The sequence below is a fragment of the Methanobacterium aggregans genome (assembly GCF_017874455.1).
Taxonomy (GTDB): Archaea; Methanobacteriota; Methanobacteria; order Methanobacteriales; family Methanobacteriaceae; genus Methanobacterium_C; species Methanobacterium_C aggregans.
This window is the reverse complement of sequence record NZ_JAGGLN010000002.1, coordinates 136,114-159,827: the sequence shown is the minus strand read 5'-3', so window position 1 is coordinate 159,827 and position 23,714 is coordinate 136,114. Positions and strand designations below refer to the sequence as shown.

Genomic DNA, 23,714 nt, shown 5'->3' with positions numbered 1-23,714 from the left:
AATAACTAATCCCTAAAGATTTTAATGAATAAATTCAATTAAATTCAAGGTTAATAAACCCCATAAAAATCTAATTACTAACATTATAAATATAAATTGCAAATATCTTATAAATAACAGTAGAACAGTAATAATAACTCATTTAAAGATATATGATGGGGTTTCATTTAAAAATACCTACTGGTGAAATAAATGTGTGGAATTGTAGCATGTATACTAAAGGATAAAGATGCGGCCCCAGTACTTTTATCCTGCGTTAAAAGGTTGGAATACAGGGGTTACGACTCAGTGGGCATAGCAACTTCATCCCCGGACATTGAAATCAAGAAGGATGATGGCAAAATAGATGATGTCCAGAAAAAACTTGAATTAACAGACCTTCCTGGAAAAATGGGAATCGCCCATGTTAGATGGGCAACCCATGGCCTTCCAACAAAGGAAAACGCCCACCCACACACAGACTGCAAAAACAGGATAGCTGTGGTTCACAATGGAATAATAGAGAATTACAGGGAACTTAAAGACCAGCTTCAAAGGGAAGGACACAAATTCAAATCAGAGACAGACACAGAAGTGATTCCTCATCTCATTGAAAAATATATGAACGAGGGTTCTGATTTAGAGGAAGCAACACGCCTTACAACCCAGAATATCCAAGGATCCTATGCAATAGCTGTTATATCAATGGATGAACCTGATAAAATCGTAGGGGTCCGGAAAGAAAGTCCATTGATCGTGGGTAAAGGTGAAGATGAGTATTTCCTGGCTTCAGATGCACCTGCAATACTCAAACACACCAACAAAGTCATGTATCTCAACGATAATGAGATGGTCCTTTTAACAAATGAGGGTATAACTGTAAAGGACATAAATGGCAACCCAATTGAAAAGGAGATTAATGTAGTAGATTGGACGCCAGATATGGCTGAGAAGGGTGGTTACGATCATTTCATGCTTAAGGAAATTCATGAACAGCCTGAAGCCGTTAAAAAAACCCTGATGGAACTCAAGGACATAAAAGAAATGGTTGATACCTTTCCAAAGTTCAACAGGATATGTTTCGTTGCATGTGGAACATCCTACCATGCTTCACTCGTTGGAAAATATCTATTTGAAGGTATTGTGGGCATTCCAACAGATGTGGTGCTTGCATCAGAATTTGAATTTTCTGCAGGGGCCCTGGATGAGAAAACCCTTGCAGTATTCATAAGCCAGTCCGGTGAAACTGCAGACACATTAAGAGCCCTGAGAATGGCCAATGAAACTGCTCAAACCCTTGCAATTGTAAATGTACTTGGAAGCACAGCCACAAGAGAAGCTGATCATGTTATATACACAAGAGCAGGGCCAGAAATTGGTGTTGCAGCAACAAAAACCTACGTAAGTCAACTCACATGTATATATCTCCTTGCACTGTCTATGGCCCAGGATGAAAAACTTTTAAAGGACATTCAGAGAGTGCCTGACTACATGAAACTGGCACTGGCACTGGAAGATCAGATAATGGAAATAGCAAAAAAATACAAGGATGCAGAAGATTTCTTCTTCATAGGAAGGGGTTATTCATATCCAACTGCAATGGAAGGAGCTTTAAAACTCAAAGAAATAACATACATACATGGAGAAGGTTATGCTGCAGGCGAACTCAAACATGGACCACTTGCATTGATAGATGATGATGTACCTGTTGTTGCAGTTGTACCTCCAGGTGGAAGTCATGATAAAACCCTTGGAAACCTTCAGGAAGTAAAAGCAAGAGGTGCAAGTGTCATAGCCCTTGGATCATCTGATGACGAGGTTTTAAAGTCAGAAGCACATGAAATGATAGAGTTTTCTGGGGATTTAAATGAATTATTGTCTCCATTAGTCTACGTTGTTCCATTACAGCTTTTATCCTATCACATAAGTGTTGAAAGAGGAATAGACCCGGATAAACCAAAAAATTTGGCAAAATGTGTTACAGTTGAATAAGAAAATGGAAAATATTTGATTTGGTATCTGCACGGTTTTTTAATGTACCCTAAATAGATCGAAGTTATGAATCCATTTTTTTTGGTTTTTAATTCAAACTTTTTTTTTATTCAGATCTCCACATTAGATCTCCCATTCAGAAAACAGCCCCTTGTGTTACATTTAAATGTTGGGAAGCATATAAAAATTATAATAATTTAAAGCCATAACAAAGATAAAAAAGATATAGATTCAATGATAATATTATATTCAAACCTTTAAATATAATAAAAAAACTTTTAAAAAAATAACATCTTTCAATTAATTGTTTAGGTAGGTTTAAATGAATCCAAAGAAATCTGGGGCAGTTTTTATAATTTTGATGGTGGCATTGTTTGCCTATGGATTTGGCTCATTGGTAAATGTTGTAGGTTTTGGAAATGATGTTGATGTTGCAAGTATTATGCCTGATCTTAATTTAACAGGTTCAGAACAAATATCAACCATTGGAGATTCTTCATTTAAACCAGCTTACATTCAAAAAATGGTTTTAAATGTAACGAACAACACAACAGTATCCAATGTAACGAACACAACTGTCAAAACCAACAACACGTCCATCTAAATCAGGATCATACCATTTTTTGATAAAAGAGTGATTTTCAGTTTAAAATCTTAAAAAAACTAAAAAACTTATAATATCTTTTTTTAAGTGTTTTAACTTCAAACACAGTTTGAAAAGGTCCTAAGACCAGTGAAGTGCAGTTAAACACTTAAAAATAAGTAGAAAATAAAGAGATTTATTTGTTTAACATCACTTTAAATGGTTAAAAATTAAATTACTAAATCTAAAAATAACAATAGATTGGGATACTAATAAAAATGATTAAATAAACTTAAAAAGGTTTTATAAAACTTTATAATCCATTTTAACAACAATAAATTTCATATTTTTAATTAAAGGTGATTTGCAATGGCAGATGAGAACAAAGTTGGGGAAAAAATTCGTCAGTTAAGAGAGGGCAGAGAAATGTCCTGTGAGGAACTTGCAGAGGCAAGTCAGAGCAGTGTAGAACTCATTGAAAAACTTGAAAACGGAGCAAGTTTACCCTCATTAACTCCACTACTCAATATTGCAAGGGCTCTTGGTGTCCGCTTGGGCACATTCATGGATGATGCACCTCAAACAGGTCCCTTTGTAGTTAAAGCAGGAAGTTCAAAGAGTGTGACCCATTTTTCAGGTAAAAATACGAGTCTTGACGAAAGTGTCCTTGATTTCTATTCCTTAGCCTACGGTAAAAGTGACAGGCACATGGAACCCTTCATAATAGATGTACATCCTCCTAAAACAGGGGAATATGAATTAGCATCCCACGAGGGAGAAGAATTCATATACGTGATGAGTGGGGAAATAGAGGTTCTTTACGGCCAGGAGAGTTATGTGGTCGGTGAAGGGGACAGTATTTACTACGATTCAATTGTACCCCATGATCTCCATGCCAATGGTGACGATGCAAAGATACTTGCAGTTGTTTACACACCGTTTTAGGGCTTCAAAATCATGAAGAGATAATGGATGCATTAATAAAATACATTTCAATATTTTTTTTATTCAATGAAATCCAAATTAGAACCAATCCAGATTATAATTTAAATTCTGGATTTAGATCTAGATCATACCAAGTGCATGATCATAATATTAAAAAATTCAAAAAAAACAATAATTTAAAAGGGGATTTAGAAGAATAACAGGAAATTATAACTAATATATCCGAAATGATATGGTTTTCCTCAAAAATTCAAAATCCTAGAATTATATAAAAAAATAGATAATTAGAGATGAATTAAAATGTTTAAAACAACGGTAACACCAAGATTCGGAGATATAGATGGACTTCGTCATGTTAACAACACTGTTCTTGCTGTATGGTTTGAACAGGCAAGAAACCCCATATTCAGAATGTTCACACCAGATCTTGACCTCAGCTACGAAAACTGGAAGCTCATAATGGTCAGAACAGACTTCGACTTCCTATGCCAGATGTACTTTGAGAAAGACGTGGAACTGCGAACCTACGTGGTAAAAATTGGAAACACATCCTTCACACTACGCCATGAAGCATGGCAGGAAGGCAGGATCAAGGTTAAGGGAAATGCAGTGGTTGTTCATTACGACTTCGTCAATGAAACCTCTGTTCCAATACCAGATTCCATCAGAACACAGCTTGCAGAGCATATGTTACCTGAAACTGAAATTGAATCCTCAAACGGTCAGGAAATGGCTTTAATGGACAATAAATAATATTTACTGTGTTACTAAATACAATATCCATAACTGACATAAAATCAAAAACCGGTGGTTGTACATGCTTTTTACAGAAGATACCCTAGGCAAGTTCTTTGAAAAACAAGTTGAAAAAAGTCCTGAAAGAGATTTTATAGTTTATCCCGACAGGGACCTCAGATTTACCTACAAAGAATTTGATGAAAGAGTTAACCTACTTGCAAAGGGCTTATTGTCCATAGGTATTGGAAAAGGTGATCATGTGGGTATATGGGCATTAAACGTGCCGGACTGGCTCACATTCATGTTTGCAACTGCCAAGATAGGTGCAGTTCTCGTAACAGTTAACACTGCCTACAAAGGCCATGAGCTTGCATACATACTTGAACAATCTGATATGAAAGCTCTAGCTCTCATAGAAGGATTCAGGGATGTGGATTATCTGAACATCATCTACGAACTTGTACCGGAACTCAAAACCCAGGAGAGGGGTAAACTCAAAAGCAAAGACTTCCCCTACCTTGAAAACGTCATATATATAGGCCCTGAAAAACACAGGGGAATGTACAACACCCATGAATTAATGCTTCTAGGGAAACACGGCTCTGAAGAAGAATTTGAGAGGGTTAAAAGCAGTGTTACAAACAACGATGTTGTTAACATGCAGTACACCTCAGGAACAACTGGTTTCCCTAAGGGAGTCATGCTCACCCACAGGAACATCTTAAACAACGGATTTTACATAGGTGACAGACAGAACTTCACAGAAGAGGAGAGACTCTGCCTACCAGTGCCATTGTTTCACTGTTTTGGAATAGTCCTAGGTGTTATGGCACTTTTAACACACGGAGGAACACTTGTAATGCTTGAAGTATTCGATCCCCTCCTAGCACTTGCAGCGGTTCATAAAGAAAGATGTACAGCACTTTACGGTGTTCCCACCATGTTCATAGCAGAGTACACACATCCGATGTTTGACATGTTTGATCTTACAAGCCTCAGAACAGGTATAATGGCAGGATCACTCTGCCCAGTTGAGGCAATGAAGAAGGTTATAAAGGACATGCACATGACAGGTATCACAAGTGTTTACGGTTTAACTGAAGCTTCCCCTGGATTCACCCAGACCAGTATAGATGATCCAGTGGAACTTAGAGTCACCACTGTAGGTCGGAAGATGGAGAACTGTGAAGTTAAGATCGTGGACATGGAAACTGGAGAAACTGTTGAGGTGGGTGAACCTGGAGAGATCTGCTGCAGAGGCTACAACGTAATGAAGGGCTACTATAAAATGCCTGAAAAAACCAGGGAAGTTATAGATGCAGAGGGATGGCTTCACAGTGGAGATATTGCAACTGAGGATGAAAACGGTTATTACACCATAGTTGGAAGGATAAAGGATATGATAATTCGTGGTGGGGAGAACATCTACCCCCGTGAGATCGAGGAGTTCCTTTACACCATGCCTGAAATCAGGGACGTGCAGGTTGTAGGAATACCCAATGAGAAGTACGGTGAAATAGTTGGAGCATTCGTCATACCTGAAGAGGGGGCTGACATAACAGAAGAGGATGTCAGGGACTACTCCATGAAGGAAATAGCACGTTACAAAGTTCCAAAGTATGTTTTTATCGTTGATGAATTTCCCTTAACCCACAGTGGTAAGATCCAGAAGTTCAAACTCAAGGAACAGGGAATAGAACTGTTAGAGAAGAGAAAGAAAGAGGAAGAGGGACTTTAAACTCAATTTTCATTTTTTTCTTCTCACTTTTTTTATCATAAAAATTTTTTATTTAAGAAAGAAATTTAATAATTTTAGATTTGAACTGCTGCAATTTATTTAAAAACTATAAAACATAAGAATATTGATGATTTTTTTTATTATGAAAGGATTCAAAAGATTTAAATGATAATTTTAAGAAAAAATAAGAAGATTCTGGAACTATTTCCAATAGGCAGTGCTAAGGGTGCTGTTAACAGTAGGAGACAACCTATCTTCTATGGATATCTTAAACTGGGAAGAAATGGAGACCAGGTAAGGCCGCAGAAGTTCATAGTTAAAAAGGACCCTGAAACTGAGAACCTGTTCCCTCCAAGCGAGGCTATCAAGATCCTCAGGAAACAGAACGTCTACATCATAGGGAAGGATGAAGAAACAGAGGAAATGCTAGAATCCTTAAACATACCATTTAAGAGAACCAGAATGTGCAGACACTGCACCTTTGAAGGATACATAACGCTTCTAAGAAAAGAATCCTCCTACATCTACCACAATGAGTACATCTGCAAGTTGTGTGCTGAGGAGGAGATAAAAAGGGAGTTGAAAGCCAGGGGTTTTGACATGAGCACCTTCAGAAACTTCCAGAGAATGCTTGAAAAGACTGGGGACCTTAACAAGGTTCTGAGCGTTCTAAACCCCAACTTCAACCCTGTGAAAAACCCTGATCTCACCCTCTACGATAGAATAAAGAGGGGAAGTGATGATGGCATTCCAAAGATGTCCATGGATGAACTGAAACTTCCAAATGAATTTAAAAGGGTTTTAAAGTCACACGGCAAACATTTACTCCCAGTTCAGACCCTGGCAGTTCAGAACGGACTTCTTGAGGGGGAGAATCTCTTAGTTGTGTCCGCAACTGCAAGCGGTAAAACCCTCATAGGAGAACTTGCAGGAATACCCAGAACATTGAATGGGAAGAAATTCATGTTCTTAACACCACTTGTGGCCCTTGCAAACCAGAAGTACAGGGATTTCAAGAAAAAATACAATAAAATGGGATTAGATGTATCAATAAGAGTTGGAATGAGTCGAATAAAGGCTAAAGGTGAGCTTTCAATAGTTGATGATGATGTTGAGGCTTCCGATATTGTGGTTGGAACATATGAGGGTTTGGACTATCTTCTGCGTGCTGGAAAGGCACATACACTGGGAGACCTTGGAACTGTGGTTGTGGATGAAATACACATGCTGGACGATGAAGAACGAGGTCCACGCTTAAACGGCCTTATAAAACGTTTGAAGGCACTCTTTCCTGATCTTCAGATAATCGGGCTTTCTGCAACTGTCCAGAACTCTGAGGAAATAGCAAATGAATTTGGAATGAAGATGGTGGAGTACAAAAACCGTCCAGTTCCCCTGGAACGCCACCTTGTATTTGCAAAGTCAGAGTACGATAAAGAAGACATAATGGCACGTCTGTCACGAAACGAATATAAAAACGTTTCAAAGAAGGGTTTTAAAGGTCAGACCATCATATTCACCAATTCACGTAGGAAAACACATTCAATAGCAGATTACCTCTCAAAAAGGGGTGTTAACGCTGAAGCGTACCATGCAGGATTATCATATTCCAAGAAGAGCAGGATAGAAAAGGAGTTTTTAAAGCAGAAAATTTCAGCGGTGGTTACAACAGCTGCACTGGCTGCAGGGGTTGATTTCCCAGCGTCCCAGGTTATCTTTGAAACCCTGACCATGGGAAACAAATGGCTCACACCCAACGAGTTTTCACAGATGCTTGGAAGGGCAGGAAGACCATCCTACCATGATATTGGAAGGGTTTACCTTATACCTGAAGTAGGGCGCAGCTACGATGACCAGTCTGAGGATATGATGGCTGTAGCCCTCCTTGAAAGTGATGTGGAACGCATAGATGTGACCTACTCCGAGGATGATGTTGTGGAACAGTTCCTTGCAGATGTTTGTGCAGGCCGTGTTGATGATCTTGAGGGAATGGAAGCAGCTTACATGGAAGAAGAACTTCCGCTGGGCTTTGATGAAACCTACAACACTCTGATACACCATAAATTCATAAGGGAAGTTAAAAACAAAAATGGAGAGGAAAAACTGCTTCCAACGCGTTATGGAAGGGCAGTTTCCACATCCTTCCTGAATCATGATGATGCAGATTACATCAGAAAGAGGATACATGGTAAGAAGGTTAAACCCCTTGACATAGCAGTGTTTCTGGAGCCTTTTGAAAGTGCATACCTCTCAAACAGGATAAGTCAGAGATTATCCAAGGTTCTTAAAATAAACATGTCCACACGTCTCTTTGCAGATTCAACACTGGACATACTCTCATCAGGGGATGCAATCTCCAAACTTGAACCCAACATTCAGGAAACACTCATAAACCTTCAGATAGAATTTTTATCATGCAAATGTAAGGATAGGCCATTCTGTGACTGTTTCCAGATGGAACTCTCCCGCAGAATACTCAAGCAGCGTATGATGAAACAGGACCCTGCAAACATAAGCAAGAAGATGATGCGAAACTACGGAATCCAGGCATATGCAGGGGACATTTTCAGCTGGCTTGATGCAGTTATAAGAATGATTGAAGCCATCAGAAGAATTGCAGGGGCTTTCGATAAAAAAGATGTTGTTAGGGAATGTTCAAGGTTGATTAAACAGATTGAGAGTGGTTAATCATGGTTTGTAACGATCCGTTGGACTAATGTTTTCCTCAATTATTATTTCCTCAATTATTATTTCCTCAATTATTATTTCCTCAATTATTATTTCTTCAATTATTATTTCTTCAATTATTATTTCTTCAATTATTATTTCTTGTAATATGATAATTTAAAATAAAAAAAATTTGATCCTAGGAATTAACCTGAAAACTGTTGATTATAATGTCAAAGTTTTTATCAGACTCTCCAATCATGGGATCCATTGCTGTGCACATCATAACGTACACAACACCATCTTTTTCAAATGAAACTAGGTGAGTGTATTCAGTACCGTAATCAGTATTGGCATCGTTGCGCATGGTCAACTTAATCTCATAGGCCTTTGAACCACTTAATCTAAATTCTCTAACTGGTGTTGTGTTTAGATGATATCCTGGATAACCTGGAGATTTCGAGTGTTGTTTAAGAAATCTTGAACAGTCCTTTTTGCTAGGATATCTTCGTTTTCCGCAGTAGTTTTTGTTCCAGTTAATGCGAATAATGAAGAGGGTATCTTTCCAATAAATTTGGATTCAAGATCTCCTACAGAAACTATACAACCTTCAGTACTGGTTTCTTTTGTATAATCATTCCAGTTTTCAGGATACTTGAATGAAATTCCATCTTTAGAAAATGTTTTATAACCATGGATTTTTTAGATGGGGGTACTTGTATTTTTATCTGATTTTAAATATATTAAACGGCCAGAACAAGGCATATGATCAATATTCCTACTAAAAAAACCCTTTTGACGATTTTTAATTTGAAAGCCCCCTTTGATCTTCATTTTCATTAGGGAATTAATATATTTTTTTTATTCACCCTTCTTTTTCATAAAAATTTCTTAAAACTCTTTAAAATAAAAAATTATAAAAAAAATAGGGTTTCAGTGGATCTACCATTGATTATGTTAATGAAGCATGTCGAAAAAAATCATTTTAAATTGGATAGACTACTCTTAATGTCCACAACAACACTCGAAACAGCATCATCAAGGAGTTTCATGCCCAGTTCCCTGTCAACACAAACCCCAACTTTCTCAACTTCCACTGCCCCAGCGTCAATGCCCTCTTCAGCTTTGCGGGCCTCATGTAATCCCACCATTCCCACTTCAGGGTACTTATCAAAATTACAGTGTTCATCAAGTTTTGATTCATCTAAAAAACCAAGAAATGCTGCCATTGACAGTTCCCCAGTCCCTGCATGTGGACCCTCCATCTCAACGATACTGTTGTTGAAAATGAGTTCAAGGTCCAGATCCCCTTCAAGATCCTCGGTGTAATCTTTTATGGGTACGTTGCCACCGTGGCCATTTACAAGAACCACTTTCCTGAGACCTAAACATTTCTTTGCAGATCTCAGTGTTGGTTTCAGCTCCCCTTCAACGAGTTCATCCACAGGCAGATGATCACCGTGCTTCACGTAATCATATTCTGTGGCAGCGTAAAGTATGCCTAAAAAGGTTGCCCCAGTTTTTAATGATGCCTGAAGTGCAATATATGCAGCGACCTTTGAATCGGTATCAATTGGCAGGGCAGCACCATGGTTCTCCCTGTGCGATCCAACTGCAAGCACACCAATACCATGAACATCTGGTGAGATAACATTTCCTGATGAGTATCTGAGTTTTACCATTGAAACACCTTCAAAATCATTAGCTTTAACTTTTGTAACTTTAAAATTCGTTAAATATTCAAAAAGATTTTGTTAAAGGATATAAATTAAGGATTAATTCTAAAATTAATCCTTTAATTTTAGATGTGTCCTTCAACTTTGAACCTTATATTTCCAGATTCCATATCTCATCCCCAACGTAGTGAAGGCTTTTCACAGCTTTTCCTTCACTGTTTTCAACCATTTCAGGTCCTGATATTAAGCTTCTGCCAACTGCAAGTGGCTTTTTATGGGTTTCCTCAAGGATAACAACGAGATCACCCTCTTCTATTGATGGGTCTGCATCCACTATACCCGGTGACATTATATCTGCACCCTTTGCAACGAATTTAACAGCACCCATATCAACAACAACGTAACTGGATGTGATGTCCATTTTAAGGGCACCCTTAATGGTTGGAAGTGGCGCACCGTCCAGCATCATCACGAGGGGCTCCCCATCAACAAGTAGGATGTCTGGAAGGTCGGTTTCAATAATTTCAACCTTACTCTTGGAACCTATTAATTCTGAGTATACACCGAGTTTTTCCTGAACTTCTTTAAGTTTTTTCTTTTTAAGATAGTACCTTTTTCTGATCTTCAATTTAAAACACACCTTATTCATATATAAGCTTTGATGACAAATATTATTTCCTAAATAAACTCCAATTAAAACTTTTATACTACATTATATTAACAACGCATACATTTAAATATAAATCAAACAAACATTGAAGTTATAGGAAAGGTGATATTGTGAATGCACAGAAGAATTTGAATACATCAAGACCACTTGATGTGTTAGGTAAATCATTAAACTCCCAGGTACTCATTAAACTCAAAGGTGGAAGAGAATTTAGAGGAGTTCTCAACAGTTTTGACATGCATATGAACTTAGTCTTGAATGACGCTGAAGAATTAGAAGGCGGCGAGTCCTCACGAAGGTTAGGAGTCGTTCTCATAAGGGGCGACAACATAGTTTATATATCACCAGGATAGAATAAGTAACCTACAACTTATACTATTCTGATCTAATTTCTGATCTAAACTAAAAATTTTTTAAATTGCAATTTTATTGGAGGATTGAATAAATGAAAGGAACACCATCATTTGGTAAGCGTAATAAAAAAACCCATATCAGATGCAGGCGCTGTGGTAAAAACTCATACCACGCACGTAAAAAATACTGCGCAGCCTGTGGGTTCGGAAAATCCAAGAGGATCCGAAGTTACAACTGGCAGAACAAAAAAATCACAGGTTACAGGCTGAAATAAATTAACTGAAATATAAGTAGGTTGAAAAGATATGGATGCTGTAAATCCAATAGATGTCAGGATAATTGTGGAAGGTGCCTCTGATGTGGAGAAGGTTTCCAGGGCAATGCAGAACATAGCCCTTGGAGCGGAGTACCACATCACCATCTCCGCCATAATTCCAACAACCAACCCTGAAATAGCTAAAAAAGCAGTCAGGGGTGCTGACATACTCTTAATTGCAACGGATGTTGATGCACCAGGCAGGGAACTTGCAGATAAGTTCCAAAAATGTCTTAAAAAGGAAGTAGGCCATATTGAACGTATGAAACTTCCATTTGGCCATGATGTGGAGTACATGGATCCCGTGATCATAAGGCACGAGATCAAGAATGCCATAATACGTGCAGGACTCATATCCATTGCTAACATACAGAAGTACACAGAAATTGAGGAAAAACTCTGGGAATCCAAAGATAAACTCAAGGCACTCAAAGAAGAAAGAAAAGCCTTAACTGCTGAAAACCAGGAATTAATTTCTAAAAACAATGAAATAGCAGAGTCAAAGGAGAAGTTCAGGGAAAAACTCAAGATCAGCGAAGACGAATTTAAAAACGTGAAGCAGAGATACGCAGATACAAAGAACAAGTATCAAATACTCAGGAATAAAGATCTATTCGAAGTATTTCCATTGGATGAACTATGGAAAGAGGCCTTCGATGAAGAATTAATTGATGAAGAACAAATTTATTTTATATCTAACGAATTTAAACCTGAAAAAATCATTGTAGGTCAAGGTTACATTGTAGCACCCTCAAAAGAGGATGCCGCAGGCTGGTTAAAGATAATCAGAACTGTTCTAATTTTTTATGATTCTAAAATAGATGATTTAAAGGAAGAGTTTGATGATGAAAAATTCAGTCCCAACCTACTCAAACAATAAATTTTGTGTGTTTAACTAATTTTGAACGGGTTTTTATCTGTATAATATCAGGGAGAATTTGAATTGCGGGATAAATGTGGTATTGTAGGAGCTTACTCTAATAAAAAATCCGATAACGTCTCAAGATACATATATTACGGATTGTATTCTCTGCAGCATAGAGGACAGGAGTCTGCGGGGATATCCACCCATGACGGCCAGGAAATGAGCACGTTCAGGGGAATGGGTCTTGTTTGTGACGTTTTTAATAATGGAAACATGGACGGGCTCGACGGTAACGTGGGCATAGGTCATGTGAGGTATTCAACAACTGGAAAATCAAAACTTGAAAATTCACAGCCATTCTTCAGTGAATTCGAATCTGGAACCATTGCAATAGCCCACAATGGGGATATAATTAATTCAATGGAACTGAGGAAGGAATTACAGCTTCTCGGCCATAAATTCAATTCAACAACAGATTCAGAAGTACTATTCCAGCTTCTTTCAGTGGAATACTCTAAGACAGGGAACATGGTTGAATCTGTTCAGAACGTTTCAAAGCGGTTGATTGGTTCTTATTCTATTGTTATACTTGTAAATGATGATCTTATTGTTGTACGTGACCCCATAGGAATAAAACCACTTTCCATGGGAAAACTTGGTGATGTTACCATTGTGGCATCTGAAACTGTTGCTTTTGATGTTGTAGGGGCGGAATATGTTCAGGACATAGAGCCTGGTGAGATTCTTGTTATAAACGATGAAATAAAACATTACAAAATCTTTGAAGACAAGAAGATGCCTCGTGCTCACTGTATGTTTGAATATGTTTATTTTGCCCGTCCTGACAGTATTCTGGACGGTAGATCAGTTTACAATGTTCGTTTGAACATTGGAAAAGCCCTTGCAAAACAATTCCCAGTTGATGCTGATGTTGTAATGCCAGTACCAGACTCAGCAATAACAGCAGCAATAGGTTATTCAAGGGAATCAGGATTACAATACGGTGAAGGACTTATAAAGAACCGTTACATAGGACGAACCTTCATCATGCCAACACAGGAGGAACGTGAAACCTCTGTGAGGCTTAAAATGAACCCTATAAAATCCGAGCTTGAAGGTAAGAGCATAGTACTTGTTGATGACAGTGTGGTTCGTGGAACAACATCAAAATCCCTTGTAAAGGTTCTGAGAGATGCAGGGGTTAAGGAAATACATCTAAGGGTGGGTTGTCCACCAATAACTTCTCCATGTTACTATGGAATAGCAATGGCGACCAAAAAAGAGTTAATAGCATCTGACAAGGAAGTTGAAGAGATAAGACAGATTCTGGGCGTGGATTCTTTGGGATACCTTGATAAAAAATCCCTTGTGGAATGTATAGGTCTTGAAAGAGATGAACTCTGCATGGGATGTCTTACAGGAGAATATCCAACAACTTTACCTGAAAATATTGAAGAATATGAGGCTGACAGGTGCTGAAAAGATTTTTTTAGAATTTAGCTCATAAAAAAATTCATAAAAACGTTAAATCGGATTTTTAATCGTTATTTTTTTTTAATTTACATTTTTTATTCTTTTTTTAAATTGAATTTAAAACTGATGTATTCAAAATTAGATTTATAAAACTGGATCTACATAGTTAGATGATAATTGTATAATGTACGGTGATTAAAATGGTAGAACTTCTCTCTCCAGCAAGGGATTTTGCAGCACTGAACTCTGCACTTAAAAATGGTGCAAATTCAGTTTATATAGGTATGGAAGGCTGCAACATGCGGGCCCATGCTGCAAACTTCAAACTTGAAGACCTTAAAAGGGCTGCAGACACATGTCATGAATCTGATGTGAAGTTGTACATCTGCACCAACACCATAATGAAGGAAGAAGAAATAGAACATCTTAAAAATGTAATGCCCCTTATCAGGGATTCTGGTGCTGATGCAGTGATAGTTTCAGATCTGGGGGCACTGAAGGTTGCACGTGAACAGGGTGTTCCAGTTCACATGAGTGTTCAGGCCAACCTGTCCAACACAGAATCATTGAAGATCCTTGAAGAACTCGGAGTGGAACGTGCCATCCTCTCAAGGGAACTGTCACTTGATGACATCAAACTGATCAAATCCAGAACAGAGATGGAAATTGAAACATTTGTACATGGAGCCATGTGCATGGCAGTGTCTGGAAGGTGCTTTTTAAGTTCACATCTCTACGATAAGAGTGCTAATTGTGGAGAATGTCTCCAGCCCTGCAGAAAGGAATGGAAACTCTTGTCTGGAGATGGTGAAGAGATTTCAATGAATGTGTCAAGGGGATCAGTTTCTGATACAACTCATATTTTAAGTCCACATGACCTTTGTATGGTTGAACACATTCCAGAACTTATAGAATCTGGAATTGATGCTTTTAAGATAGAGGGCCGTGCAAGACCTGCAGATTACGTTGCAACAGTTACAAAGGTTTACAGGGAAGCAATTAATATTTACACCAGTGGTTCATGGGATATCAACAAAAAGGAACGAGTTGATGGATGGATGTCAGATCTTCGTAAGGTTTTCAACAGGGGGTTTGACACAGGATTTTACCTCAGAAAACCCTATAAAATCAGTGGATGCAATGAATCAACCCATATAAAGCAGGATGTTGGTGAGGTTGTGAACTACTACAGCAGGGTTTCTGCAGCAGAAATAAGACTCTGGAATGACCTTGAAGTGGGTGATGAAGTTATGATCCAGGGACCAACAACTGGATCCCTTATTCAGAGGGTTGAGTCCATACAGATAAACGGTGAAAACATTCAAAAAGGATTTAAAGGCCAGAATGTGGCGATTTCTGTTGTGGATAAGGTAAGGGCAAGTGATTCTGTTTATAAGAGGGTTAAAAAGTAGAATTAATGGAACTATTTCATTTAGGACTTAAAAAAAAATGTTTATTTACAGTTTCATGCAATGAAAAATTCAGAAGTAAAAATAATTTTTCTAACAATTCTTGTTAATTAATAGAATAATCGTTGTTTTAATAGTTAATATCACCTTTTAATTACTAATGCCCTTTTTTAATCTAATTTTTATTCTAAAATTTAAAAAATGAATTATCTGATTCTTGTTCATTCAGAATTTAATTGCAAAAAAATATGGTGGATAAAAGAACATCTCTTGAAATCCACAACTTCTTAAAGGTTATTTTTGGGTTGGGTTTCCCCTTAACCTGTTGATGTAAGTGTGTGCCCATGTGTAGGCCACCACACTTCCTACAATATCTCCGGCAACGATTCCCCACCATACTCCCTGTTGTCCCAGACCCAGAGGTATTGCCAGTAGGTATGCAAACACAACAATGAAAGCCAGGTTCCTGAGTAAGGTCAGTGTGAGGGAGCTCATTCCCTTACCAACACCCTGGAAGACTGAGCCGGACATCACTCCCGGTGGCATGAAGATGTAGAAGAAACACATCACCTGAAGGAACGCAGCAATGGTAGGTGCCAGCGGTGCACTCTGTGGAGTGTAGGCAAATATCATGGCAATGTAAGGTGCGAATATGAAGGTTAAAACGCTTGTGATGGCTGCGATGATGAGCCCCACCTTTATAGAGTACTTGTGTGTTATGGAAATGTTTTCGTATCTTCTAGATCCATAGGATACACCTGCAACTGTGATCACAGCAGTCCCCACAGCTATTATTGGCATGGTGGCCATCATCACAACCCTCCATCCTGCAGAATACACTGCAACTGCATCTGTTCCTGCAACCATGACCAGAATACCATTAAGAACACCTGCAAGTACTGACATCACAAAGAACTCGGCACTTGCAGGCAGACCAACACCTAAAATGTTTTTGCTCACCTTCCGATCCGGTACGAAGTCCTTAAACGAGAATGAAACATAGGTGTCTTTCTTCACGAAGAACCAGTAGAGCATGACAATGGCAACGAAGGCCATGGATATAACTGTACCCCATGCAGCTCCTGAAATACCCAATCCTGCCCAGTAGATAAGTATGGGATCAAGGATCATGTTCAGGACTGATGATGCTGCCATCGCATACATGGTCCTTTTAGCATCTCCCTCTGCACGGAGAACTCCGTAAACTGCACCTGTAAAGAGCATGAGGATGGTTCCCCCGAAGGTGACCTGTCCGAACTGAACTGCAAGGTCTATGGTGCTTCCTGCACCTAGAAGTACAAGTATTGGTTTTAGGAACACAAGCAGCAGCACAGTCAGAACAATGGAAATAGCTATTGTAATGATCAGTGTATGCATTGCAGCGTTATTTGCACATTTTTTATTATCTGCACCTATGTAACGTGCTATTGCAGATGCTGCACCTGCACCCAGGCCGTTGCTGAGTCCAATGAGTACCATGAATAGTGGTGTTACAAATCCCACTGCTGCAAGGGCATCTCCACCAAGACCTGCAACCCAAACTGCATTGACCAGGTTGTAAAGGGTCATGAGGATCATTGAAACGATCATCGGTCCTGAAAGTTTTATTATTGCCTTTTTTGGGTCTCCCATAATCATGGAGACTCCATCAGTTTTGTCATCTCCTGGCGGAGAATTTTTATTTGTTTGTGATTGTTCTTTTTGCATTATACTTCACCAAAGAATAACTACGATTAATTTTAAGGTTTTTTAATATTATCTGGGATTTTTAAATGTTAATCTTGCTTTTTAATTTTTTCTATACTATTTTCAGCAAGTAAAGTCAGAAATTCCATTAAATTATCTTTTTCATCTTCTTTTAGCCCTTCACACACCATTTTTTCCCATTTTTCTTCGATACTTCTGATTTGAGGTATGAGGTTTTCTCCCTTTTTTGTTAGGAAAAGGAGGTATTTACGGCGATTTTTTGGGTCGGGAATGCGGTGTACAAATTCGTTGTCCTCCAATTTTTTCACGGCACGTGCGATTGATCCCTTATCTATCTGGTGTTTGTTTGCAATGTAATCCTGAGTGGTTCCAGGTTTATGTGAAATCGCTATTAAACAGGGAAATTGACCTCCTGTAAGATCTAAATCCTTTGTTTCTTTGTTGATAAAAATAAAATGGTTACGGCTGATAATGGACAAAAGTCCTGGAAGTGGAATGTCTGAGCTCATTATTTTTATCCTGTTTTTTTTCATTTTATCTGTTTAAATCTAGTTTACCTGTTGAGGGGCTGTTTTTTAGGCATGTTATATATTATGTAGCACCCCCATATAAATGTTGTCATGACAACAATTGTCATGACAACAAATTGTTCATGTTTTTTCATGATCTTTTTTTGAAGCTGGTTTTAATTAAAAAATAATTTTTAACATTTTTTTGATAATATCAACATTTAAAGGAATTATATTAAAATTAAATTATTATTATAAATTTTTAGATTTTAAGTTGAAACTCCTAAAATCAAAATGCAGTTAAAGAACTAATAAAATGTATAATTGGTAAATAAATTATCTAGTTAAAAAAAAAGTGTTTTTAATTATTATTTTAAGGTTTGTACACACGTACTTGCCAATGCTTGTATTTAAAACCTTTTTGTACATGTTCCTAACATTTCAAACTGAAATAGATATTCTAATGATAATGTACATTAAATAGATCAACATCAAGACCAGACCGCCCCATCTCGTAAGTTTTTTCTTTCTTGAAGCCATTATAAGTAAGAGAGAAGTTACAAGAATCATCACAGGTGCATCAAAGGTCACGGAAAGGGATTCTACTGGAATTGCAAGGAAGAGAGATGGAATGCCTATACCTATCAGTATGTTGAATATGTTACTTCCAAGTACAGTTCCCATTGAAAGGCTGTGAAGTCGTTTCATTGCAGAGCTTAAGGTTACAACGAATTCGGGTGCACTTGTTCCAATGGACAGGGCAAAAAGTCCGATTATCATTTGGGGAATGTTCATAATATTTGCAATTTCCACACCACTCCAGACCATGATTTTACATCCAATTGCAAGTCCTAAAATCCCTACAATACTCAATATATAGTTTTTCTTAAGATCTGGATGTTTAATGTTATTTGGAACGTTATTTTTGAGTTTTTCTTGTTTTTCAAGCTCACTGCTGTGTTCTTTTTGTTTTTTTATCAGAATCCACAGGTAGATGCAGTAAGCTACGATCATCACGATCCCGACTACTGCATTTAATTTGGTCATGAAAAACATGAAAAACATGAGCATCAGGGCAGTTAACAAAGTCATGAGACCGTCACGTTTTAACTCTTCTTTTCCAGTCTTTATAAATCCTGCAACAAATGCAGATATGCCTAAAATACCTGCAATGTTCCATATGTTGGATCCAATAACCACACCAACTCCAATATCAGGGGTGCCGCTTAATATGGCTATAACTGCTGAACCAAACTCTGGCAGAGATGTTCCAACTGCGGAAGCTGTAACTCCTAAAATGATCTGTGATATTCCTTTGGCTTCACCTATGGCAACTAAATTGTCTACAAATATATCTGCAGTCTTTATTACCAGTATAAGTGATACTACCATGGCTAAAACATATATTATCATCATTTCCACAGTTTCCACCAGATTTTTATAATTTTTTTATAAATTTTAAATGACTAACGATCAGGGGTTAGGAAATGCACTTCCGACCCTCATACTTGACCATCATAAGTTTATATAAAAAAATAGTGAAAAGTATTATTTATAGTAAACTCCAAAAACAAACACAATTATCAATAAAACTCCAACTGCAATAAAATTCACGTAAAAATTTATTAAAGGGTTTTCCCCTCTTTCCATGAGGTTTCGCATTAAAGGCAGGTTGTACTGAACCCAGAACCAGAATCCTATCCCTATGCTGTTCAACTTAAGCCTTTTCTTTTCCTTCTGTATGGCCCTGTACTCAGCATCAAATTCTTTCTGCGGTTTACTGCTTAGGAATCCAGATCCCAGCTTGTAAACCTGGGATATGTTAAGGACGTCTTTGTAGTTTTCCCTGTATTTATGTGCTGCTTTACGCCAGCTTTCGCGCTTAGCTTCCTTACTGCAATTTTTAACCTCTGGTGAACAGTACTTTTGGTTGGGTGATTTAACTAGGAAGGGATCCCCACACCATTTACAGTACTTCACTGCAGTGTATTTCCGTGTCATAAAGTTACCTTCAATGAAGTCTTATATTTACTCACTTCAATTATATAAAAATTCCTGCATTTAAAATTAGGGTAGTAACTTCTAGCTTGTATTACTGTAATTGATAAAAAAAGTGGTAAGTATGTTAAGATCATTTATTCATGAACTGATACAATTATTGAATTTTTAAAAAAAACTTCATTGGCCTTAATCAATTTTAAAACTCAATTTTAAGATTTTCTTCTTTAAACTAATACTTCTGATAGTTTCTCTTAATCCCTCCTAAAAATAGAAAGAAATGATCCTCAGATCACTTCCCTGACAACAGATACAATTGTCCGCAGTAACATTGGTCCGTCCATCCATGCCTGGCGCAGAATGTAACCAGGACGCAGGTAGAACTTGCAGAAAGCTTTGTTCTGCATATTTTTAAGTTCTTCCAGGGAGCACTCCATTGTTTCAAGGATGGGGGAAATGAGGGTGTACTTGGACCAGTCCCTGACCTTTATAAGGTTCTTTTCAAGGGTTTGCTGGTAGAAACGGGTTCCAGGGTAGGGTGTGGCCAGGCTGAAAATTGCGTAGGAAGGATTCAGTTCCTTCACAAACTTCACTGTCCTGGCTATACTTTCCTTGGTATCTCCAGGCATTCCAAGCACCACAGAAGCTATGGTACGCATTTTTTCCTTCCTTGAAATCTCGAATGCACGTCTGATCTTTTCAACGCTGATCTTCTTGTCAACCTCATCCAGAACCTGCTGATCAGCAGATTCCACACCCATGAACATGGCTATGCATCCAGCTTCCCTCATCTGCTTTATCACATCCTCGGACAAAGTGTCAACACGGGCTGTACAACCCCAGAAAACATCAAGGTTCCTTCTTTTGATCTCAGCACAGATCTTCTCAACCCTGCTCCTTTTCAGGGTGAAGGTGTCGTCCATGAAGGCTATGGTTTCAACGCCATGATCCTTCACAAGGTGTTCCATTTCATCCACAACATTCTCAGGACTTCTCATACGCATTTTAGAGCCGTGAAGTGCTGCAGATGCACAGAAAGAGCATTGCATTGGACAGCCCCTGCTGCTTACCATGGTTGCCATTTTAGTGTCCATGTTGAAGAGTTTGTAATGGTCCATTGGAAGCAAGTGCCTTGCAGGGAACGGTAAACTATCGAGATCTGTTATGAGTGGACGTAAAGGTGTAACTGTATCCTCAAAGGCTATTCCTTTAACTTCTGATAGATCACCTCCCCTTTCAAGGGTTTCCACAAGGTCAAGCATGGTATTTTCTCCCTCTCCCCTAACAACCACATCAACAAAATCCTTCTCCAGGACTTCTTCATAGTTGAAGGTTGGATGGTATCCTCCAAGGACTATCACGGCGTCTGGACAGGTTTTCTTTGCAATTTCTGCAGTTTTCATGGCCTGACTTATGGTTGGTGTTAGTGCAGTCACCGCAATAACATCCGGTGAAACATTCTCTATTTCTTTTTCAAGAGCTTCCCAGGTCATATCAAGTGCAGAAGCATCTATGATGCTCACATCAAAATTTTTTTCCTCCAGAACAGCTGCCATGTAACTTATTCCAAGAGGCGGGGCCACAACTCCTATAAATTTGTATTTAGAATTGGTTTGCGGCGGATTTATGAACGTTACCTTCATGGTTCACCTCGATTATCAGTTCAATGAATTATTTTAATTAATGAATTACATCCCCTTAAAACCTTCGAATGGGGTTTCAGATAATCTCAGAGTGATAATTTAACTGGGGAGAATATTAATTTGAGAATGAGATTTATGGGAATTAAATATTTTTCCGTTGAAAACATTAAACCTTCTTTTTTCTCTAATCAGATTTATCAAGAAATTGAATGGAATTAAAACAATATATCCTTCTTTTTTACCGATAATTTCAGTAAAAGGGGGTGTTCAAAGCTATCACTTCAAAGTTTTAATAAAGTGAATGTTTAATTTATAAGATATCTTTATATGGTTTATTACTACTTTTTATGTATAAAATCATGAAAATATTCCATTTTTTTATTTTTATCCTTAAAAAATAAAAGAAAAAAGAAGTTCACCTGCAAAATCTTATTCCCCAGCCAAATCCTTCTTCTCAACTTCAAAATCACCCCTACCAGCCAAAACTTTATCCTTCAGCAAGAAACAAACCAGAAGTCCCACAAAACTTATCACAAGTCCAGATATGAACACGTTGTGTATTCCAAGGCTCATGAGTGCTGGTGAAACGTTTTTAGATGTCTGGATGTCCATGTTGACGGTGATGTTCACAATAACTCCGAATACCGGAAGGGCCACAGTTGCTCCGATGTTACGGAAGAACTGCATTGAAGCTGTAACAGTTCCAAGCTCCCTCATTGGAACAGCATTTTGCACTGCAACGTTGAATATTGGGTACATCATACCGGTTCCAATACCTAATATGGTTGAGTAGATTATAAGTACAACAAATCCTGTACTGGTGTTCATGGTTGAAAGAAGTCCGATACCCAGGGTAAGCAGTACGAATGCCAGAACTGCCAGTTTTTTGTAGGTACCGGTTCTTGAAATGATCTGCCCGGTAATGAGGGATGCAATGGTGAGACTCACAAGCATTGGAGTTATTAAGAGTCCGGAGGTTGAAGCACTCATTCCCTGCACTCCCTGAATAAATAATGGTATGTAGATGATTCCACAGAACATCACAGCACTTGAAAGAAACATTGCAATGGATGAAACATTGAATATGGAGTTTTTAAATAGTTTCATTGGTAAAATGGGTTCGCGGGCTTTTTTCTCAGCGTAAATGAAGACTAAAAGCATAAACCCTGCAAATATGAAGAGAGATGCAACGAGGCCTGATGAAACTGCCGTGCTCCTCACGAAGGTTAAGCCCAGGAAAAGTGCACTTAAAGCTGCAGTTAAGGTCACAATTCCAGCGTAATCAATTACACCTTCTTTTATAACTATCTCTAGGTGTGGGAAGTAGGATCTGAGCATGTATATGGCTGTAATTCCCACTGGGATGTTCACGTAGAAAACCCATTCCCATCCCATGAAGTCGGTTATGAAACCGCCGAGCACGGGTCCGAGAACGTTTGCAAATCCAAACACGGAGGAGAGAATTCCCATGTACTTTCCCCTCTCCCTGGGAGGGAAGACTTCAGCCACAACTATGAAGGGGATGGTCATGAGTATTCCCCCACCTATTCCCTGCAGTCCCCTGAAGAATGTGAGTTCCATGATGTTCTGGGAGAAACCGCAGAGAACCGATGTCACTATGAAAATAACTATTCCCGTGATTAAAACCTTTTTACGGCCGTATATATCTGATAATTTTCCTGAAAGTATTATTGCAATTGTTGATGTTAAAAGGTAGATTGTGAAGGGCCAGACGTAGTATGCCATTCCTCCAAGACTTGCAATGACCTTGGGCATGGCTGTGCTCATTATGGAGTTGTCCAGAGCACCTACAAGAAGACTTATCATCAGTCCACCCAGTAGAAGTTTGATGTTGAGGGCTTCAGAGCCCTTTGATTTTTCATTTTCCATTAAGTATCCTCCAATAAATTAAAAATTATAACATTCATTTATTCGTAAGTTTTAAGGAGTTTTACGATGTATTTCTTCCATTGTGTCGATTTTATGCATGAATTCCCTTATCTTTCTAAGGCAGCCATTGAGCTCATCAAGCTCTGATTCATCGAGGGGTGAAAGGTTGTACTTTATGATTTCATTGATGATATCACGTGATTCCTTTATGAAGCGCAGTCCTTTCTCTGTGATTCTCACACGGATTATTCTCCGATCCTTTTCATCAGGTACACGTTCGACCATTCCGTCTGCAACGAGTTTGTCGATGTGGGAGGTCATGTTGGGCTTCGATACGAAGAGGCGTTTTCCAAGGTGGGATATGGGCAAATTATCAAAATGTTCAAGTATTCCAAGTATCTGATAATAAACCTGGTGTTTCTGTTTTATATCCGGATTTTTTGGCTTTATGGCCTTTTGATAGAAAAGAGGAAGATAAATTAAAAGGTTATCAAGTATTTCATCAATATTTTCATCTTTCAAGGTATCACGTCACTTTTATCTAATCCTATGTTTTTTCACA

At 38.2% G+C, this 23,714-nt stretch carries 22 protein-coding genes; 12 read left to right on the top strand and 10 right to left on the bottom strand.

What is annotated here, in order from left to right; translation table 11 throughout:
- Positions 1 to 192: 192 nt before the first annotated feature.
- The 7 genes from glmS (at position 193) to J2756_RS03440 (ending at position 8,663) form a co-directional block, all read left to right on the top strand.
- Positions 193 to 1,971 carry a glutamine--fructose-6-phosphate transaminase (isomerizing) gene (gene glmS / locus J2756_RS03470; protein WP_209582632.1) on the top strand — a complete coding sequence of 593 codons (1,779 nt, stop codon included), beginning with the start codon at positions 193 to 195 and terminating at the stop codon, positions 1,969 to 1,971.
- Positions 1,972 to 2,293: 322 nt separating this feature from the next.
- Positions 2,294 to 2,575, top strand: a complete 282-nt coding sequence (locus tag J2756_RS03465) for a hypothetical protein (RefSeq protein WP_209582630.1) — start codon at positions 2,294 to 2,296, stop codon at positions 2,573 to 2,575.
- A gap of 348 nt (positions 2,576 to 2,923) precedes the next feature.
- A complete protein-coding gene (locus J2756_RS03460; RefSeq protein WP_209582628.1) occupies positions 2,924 to 3,499 on the top strand; it encodes a helix-turn-helix domain-containing protein in 576 nt (191 codons plus the stop codon).
- A gap of 23 nt (positions 3,500 to 3,522) precedes the next feature.
- Positions 3,523 to 3,699, top strand: a complete 177-nt coding sequence (locus tag J2756_RS03455; RefSeq protein ID WP_209582625.1) for a hypothetical protein — start codon at positions 3,523 to 3,525, stop codon at positions 3,697 to 3,699.
- Positions 3,700 to 3,799: 100 nt separating this feature from the next.
- The gene (locus J2756_RS03450) at positions 3,800 to 4,252 is read left to right on the top strand and encodes an acyl-CoA thioesterase (protein WP_209582623.1); all 453 of its coding nucleotides are present in this window, start codon (positions 3,800 to 3,802) and stop codon (positions 4,250 to 4,252) included.
- A gap of 64 nt (positions 4,253 to 4,316) precedes the next feature.
- Entirely contained in the window at positions 4,317 to 5,975 is a 1,659-nt protein-coding gene (locus J2756_RS03445) for an AMP-binding protein (RefSeq protein WP_209582621.1), read from the top strand.
- Between the two features lie 165 nt (positions 5,976 to 6,140).
- Positions 6,141 to 8,663, top strand: a complete 2,523-nt coding sequence (locus J2756_RS03440) for a DUF5814 domain-containing protein (protein ID WP_209582619.1) — start codon at positions 6,141 to 6,143, stop codon at positions 8,661 to 8,663.
- Positions 8,664 to 8,841: 178 nt separating this feature from the next.
- Here J2756_RS03440 and J2756_RS03435 read toward each other — a convergent pair whose 3' ends face one another.
- The 3 genes from J2756_RS03435 to J2756_RS03425 all read right to left on the bottom strand — a co-directional run bounded on the left by J2756_RS03435 (position 8,842) and on the right by J2756_RS03425 (position 10,967).
- The gene (locus J2756_RS03435; protein WP_209582617.1) at positions 8,842 to 9,009 is read right to left on the bottom strand and encodes a hypothetical protein; all 168 of its coding nucleotides are present in this window, start codon (positions 9,007 to 9,009) and stop codon (positions 8,842 to 8,844) included.
- A 613-nt stretch (positions 9,010 to 9,622) separates the two neighbouring features.
- The gene (arfB, locus tag J2756_RS03430) at positions 9,623 to 10,324 is read right to left on the bottom strand and encodes a 2-amino-5-formylamino-6-ribosylaminopyrimidin-4(3H)-one 5'-monophosphate deformylase (protein WP_209582616.1); all 702 of its coding nucleotides are present in this window, start codon (positions 10,322 to 10,324) and stop codon (positions 9,623 to 9,625) included.
- A gap of 145 nt (positions 10,325 to 10,469) precedes the next feature.
- On the bottom strand, positions 10,470 to 10,967 hold the full coding sequence (locus J2756_RS03425; RefSeq protein WP_209582614.1) for a DUF1947 domain-containing protein: 498 nt from the start codon (positions 10,965 to 10,967) through the stop codon (positions 10,470 to 10,472).
- 131 nt (positions 10,968 to 11,098) lie between these two features.
- Between J2756_RS03425 and J2756_RS03420 the strand changes: the two genes are divergently transcribed.
- From J2756_RS03420 to J2756_RS03400, 5 genes are all read left to right on the top strand, one after another.
- A complete protein-coding gene (locus tag J2756_RS03420) occupies positions 11,099 to 11,341 on the top strand; it encodes an LSm family protein (RefSeq protein WP_209582612.1) in 243 nt (80 codons plus the stop codon).
- 92 nt (positions 11,342 to 11,433) lie between these two features.
- Positions 11,434 to 11,616, top strand: a complete 183-nt coding sequence (locus J2756_RS03415; RefSeq protein ID WP_071906298.1) for a 50S ribosomal protein L37e — start codon at positions 11,434 to 11,436, stop codon at positions 11,614 to 11,616.
- A 31-nt stretch (positions 11,617 to 11,647) separates the two neighbouring features.
- On the top strand, positions 11,648 to 12,538 hold the full coding sequence (locus tag J2756_RS03410) for a toprim domain-containing protein (protein ID WP_209582609.1): 891 nt from the start codon (positions 11,648 to 11,650) through the stop codon (positions 12,536 to 12,538).
- Positions 12,539 to 12,601: 63 nt separating this feature from the next.
- Positions 12,602 to 14,002: an amidophosphoribosyltransferase gene (gene purF, locus J2756_RS03405; protein ID WP_209582608.1), complete on the top strand. Its 1,401-nt coding sequence runs from the start codon at positions 12,602 to 12,604 to the stop codon at positions 14,000 to 14,002.
- 194 nt (positions 14,003 to 14,196) lie between these two features.
- Positions 14,197 to 15,408: a U32 family peptidase gene (locus tag J2756_RS03400; RefSeq protein ID WP_209582601.1), complete on the top strand. Its 1,212-nt coding sequence runs from the start codon at positions 14,197 to 14,199 to the stop codon at positions 15,406 to 15,408.
- Positions 15,409 to 15,699: 291 nt separating this feature from the next.
- Here the strand turns inward: J2756_RS03400 and J2756_RS03395 are convergent, their stop codons facing one another.
- From J2756_RS03395 to J2756_RS03365, 7 genes are all read right to left on the bottom strand, one after another.
- Positions 15,700 to 17,112 (bottom strand): MATE family efflux transporter, encoded by a 1,413-nt coding sequence (locus tag J2756_RS03395; protein ID WP_209582599.1) that lies wholly within the window; start codon positions 17,110 to 17,112, stop codon positions 15,700 to 15,702.
- Positions 17,113 to 17,180: 68 nt separating this feature from the next.
- On the bottom strand, positions 17,181 to 17,621 hold the full coding sequence (locus tag J2756_RS03390; RefSeq protein WP_209582597.1) for a MarR family winged helix-turn-helix transcriptional regulator: 441 nt from the start codon (positions 17,619 to 17,621) through the stop codon (positions 17,181 to 17,183).
- Positions 17,622 to 18,062: 441 nt separating this feature from the next.
- Positions 18,063 to 19,037 carry a calcium/sodium antiporter gene (locus J2756_RS03385; protein ID WP_209583187.1) on the bottom strand — a complete coding sequence of 325 codons (975 nt, stop codon included), beginning with the start codon at positions 19,035 to 19,037 and terminating at the stop codon, positions 18,063 to 18,065.
- Positions 19,038 to 19,169: 132 nt separating this feature from the next.
- Positions 19,170 to 19,622, bottom strand: a complete 453-nt coding sequence (locus J2756_RS03380) for a hypothetical protein (protein ID WP_209582588.1) — start codon at positions 19,620 to 19,622, stop codon at positions 19,170 to 19,172.
- A gap of 284 nt (positions 19,623 to 19,906) precedes the next feature.
- Positions 19,907 to 21,262, bottom strand: a complete 1,356-nt coding sequence (locus tag J2756_RS03375; protein WP_209582579.1) for a B12-binding domain-containing radical SAM protein — start codon at positions 21,260 to 21,262, stop codon at positions 19,907 to 19,909.
- Positions 21,263 to 21,691: 429 nt separating this feature from the next.
- Complete coding sequence (locus tag J2756_RS03370; protein WP_209582577.1) at positions 21,692 to 23,152, bottom strand: MDR family MFS transporter; 1,461 nt, start codon at positions 23,150 to 23,152, stop codon at positions 21,692 to 21,694.
- Positions 23,153 to 23,203: 51 nt separating this feature from the next.
- Positions 23,204 to 23,674, bottom strand: a complete 471-nt coding sequence (locus J2756_RS03365; protein ID WP_209582575.1) for a MarR family winged helix-turn-helix transcriptional regulator — start codon at positions 23,672 to 23,674, stop codon at positions 23,204 to 23,206.
- Between the last annotated feature and the right edge of the window lie 40 nt (positions 23,675 to 23,714).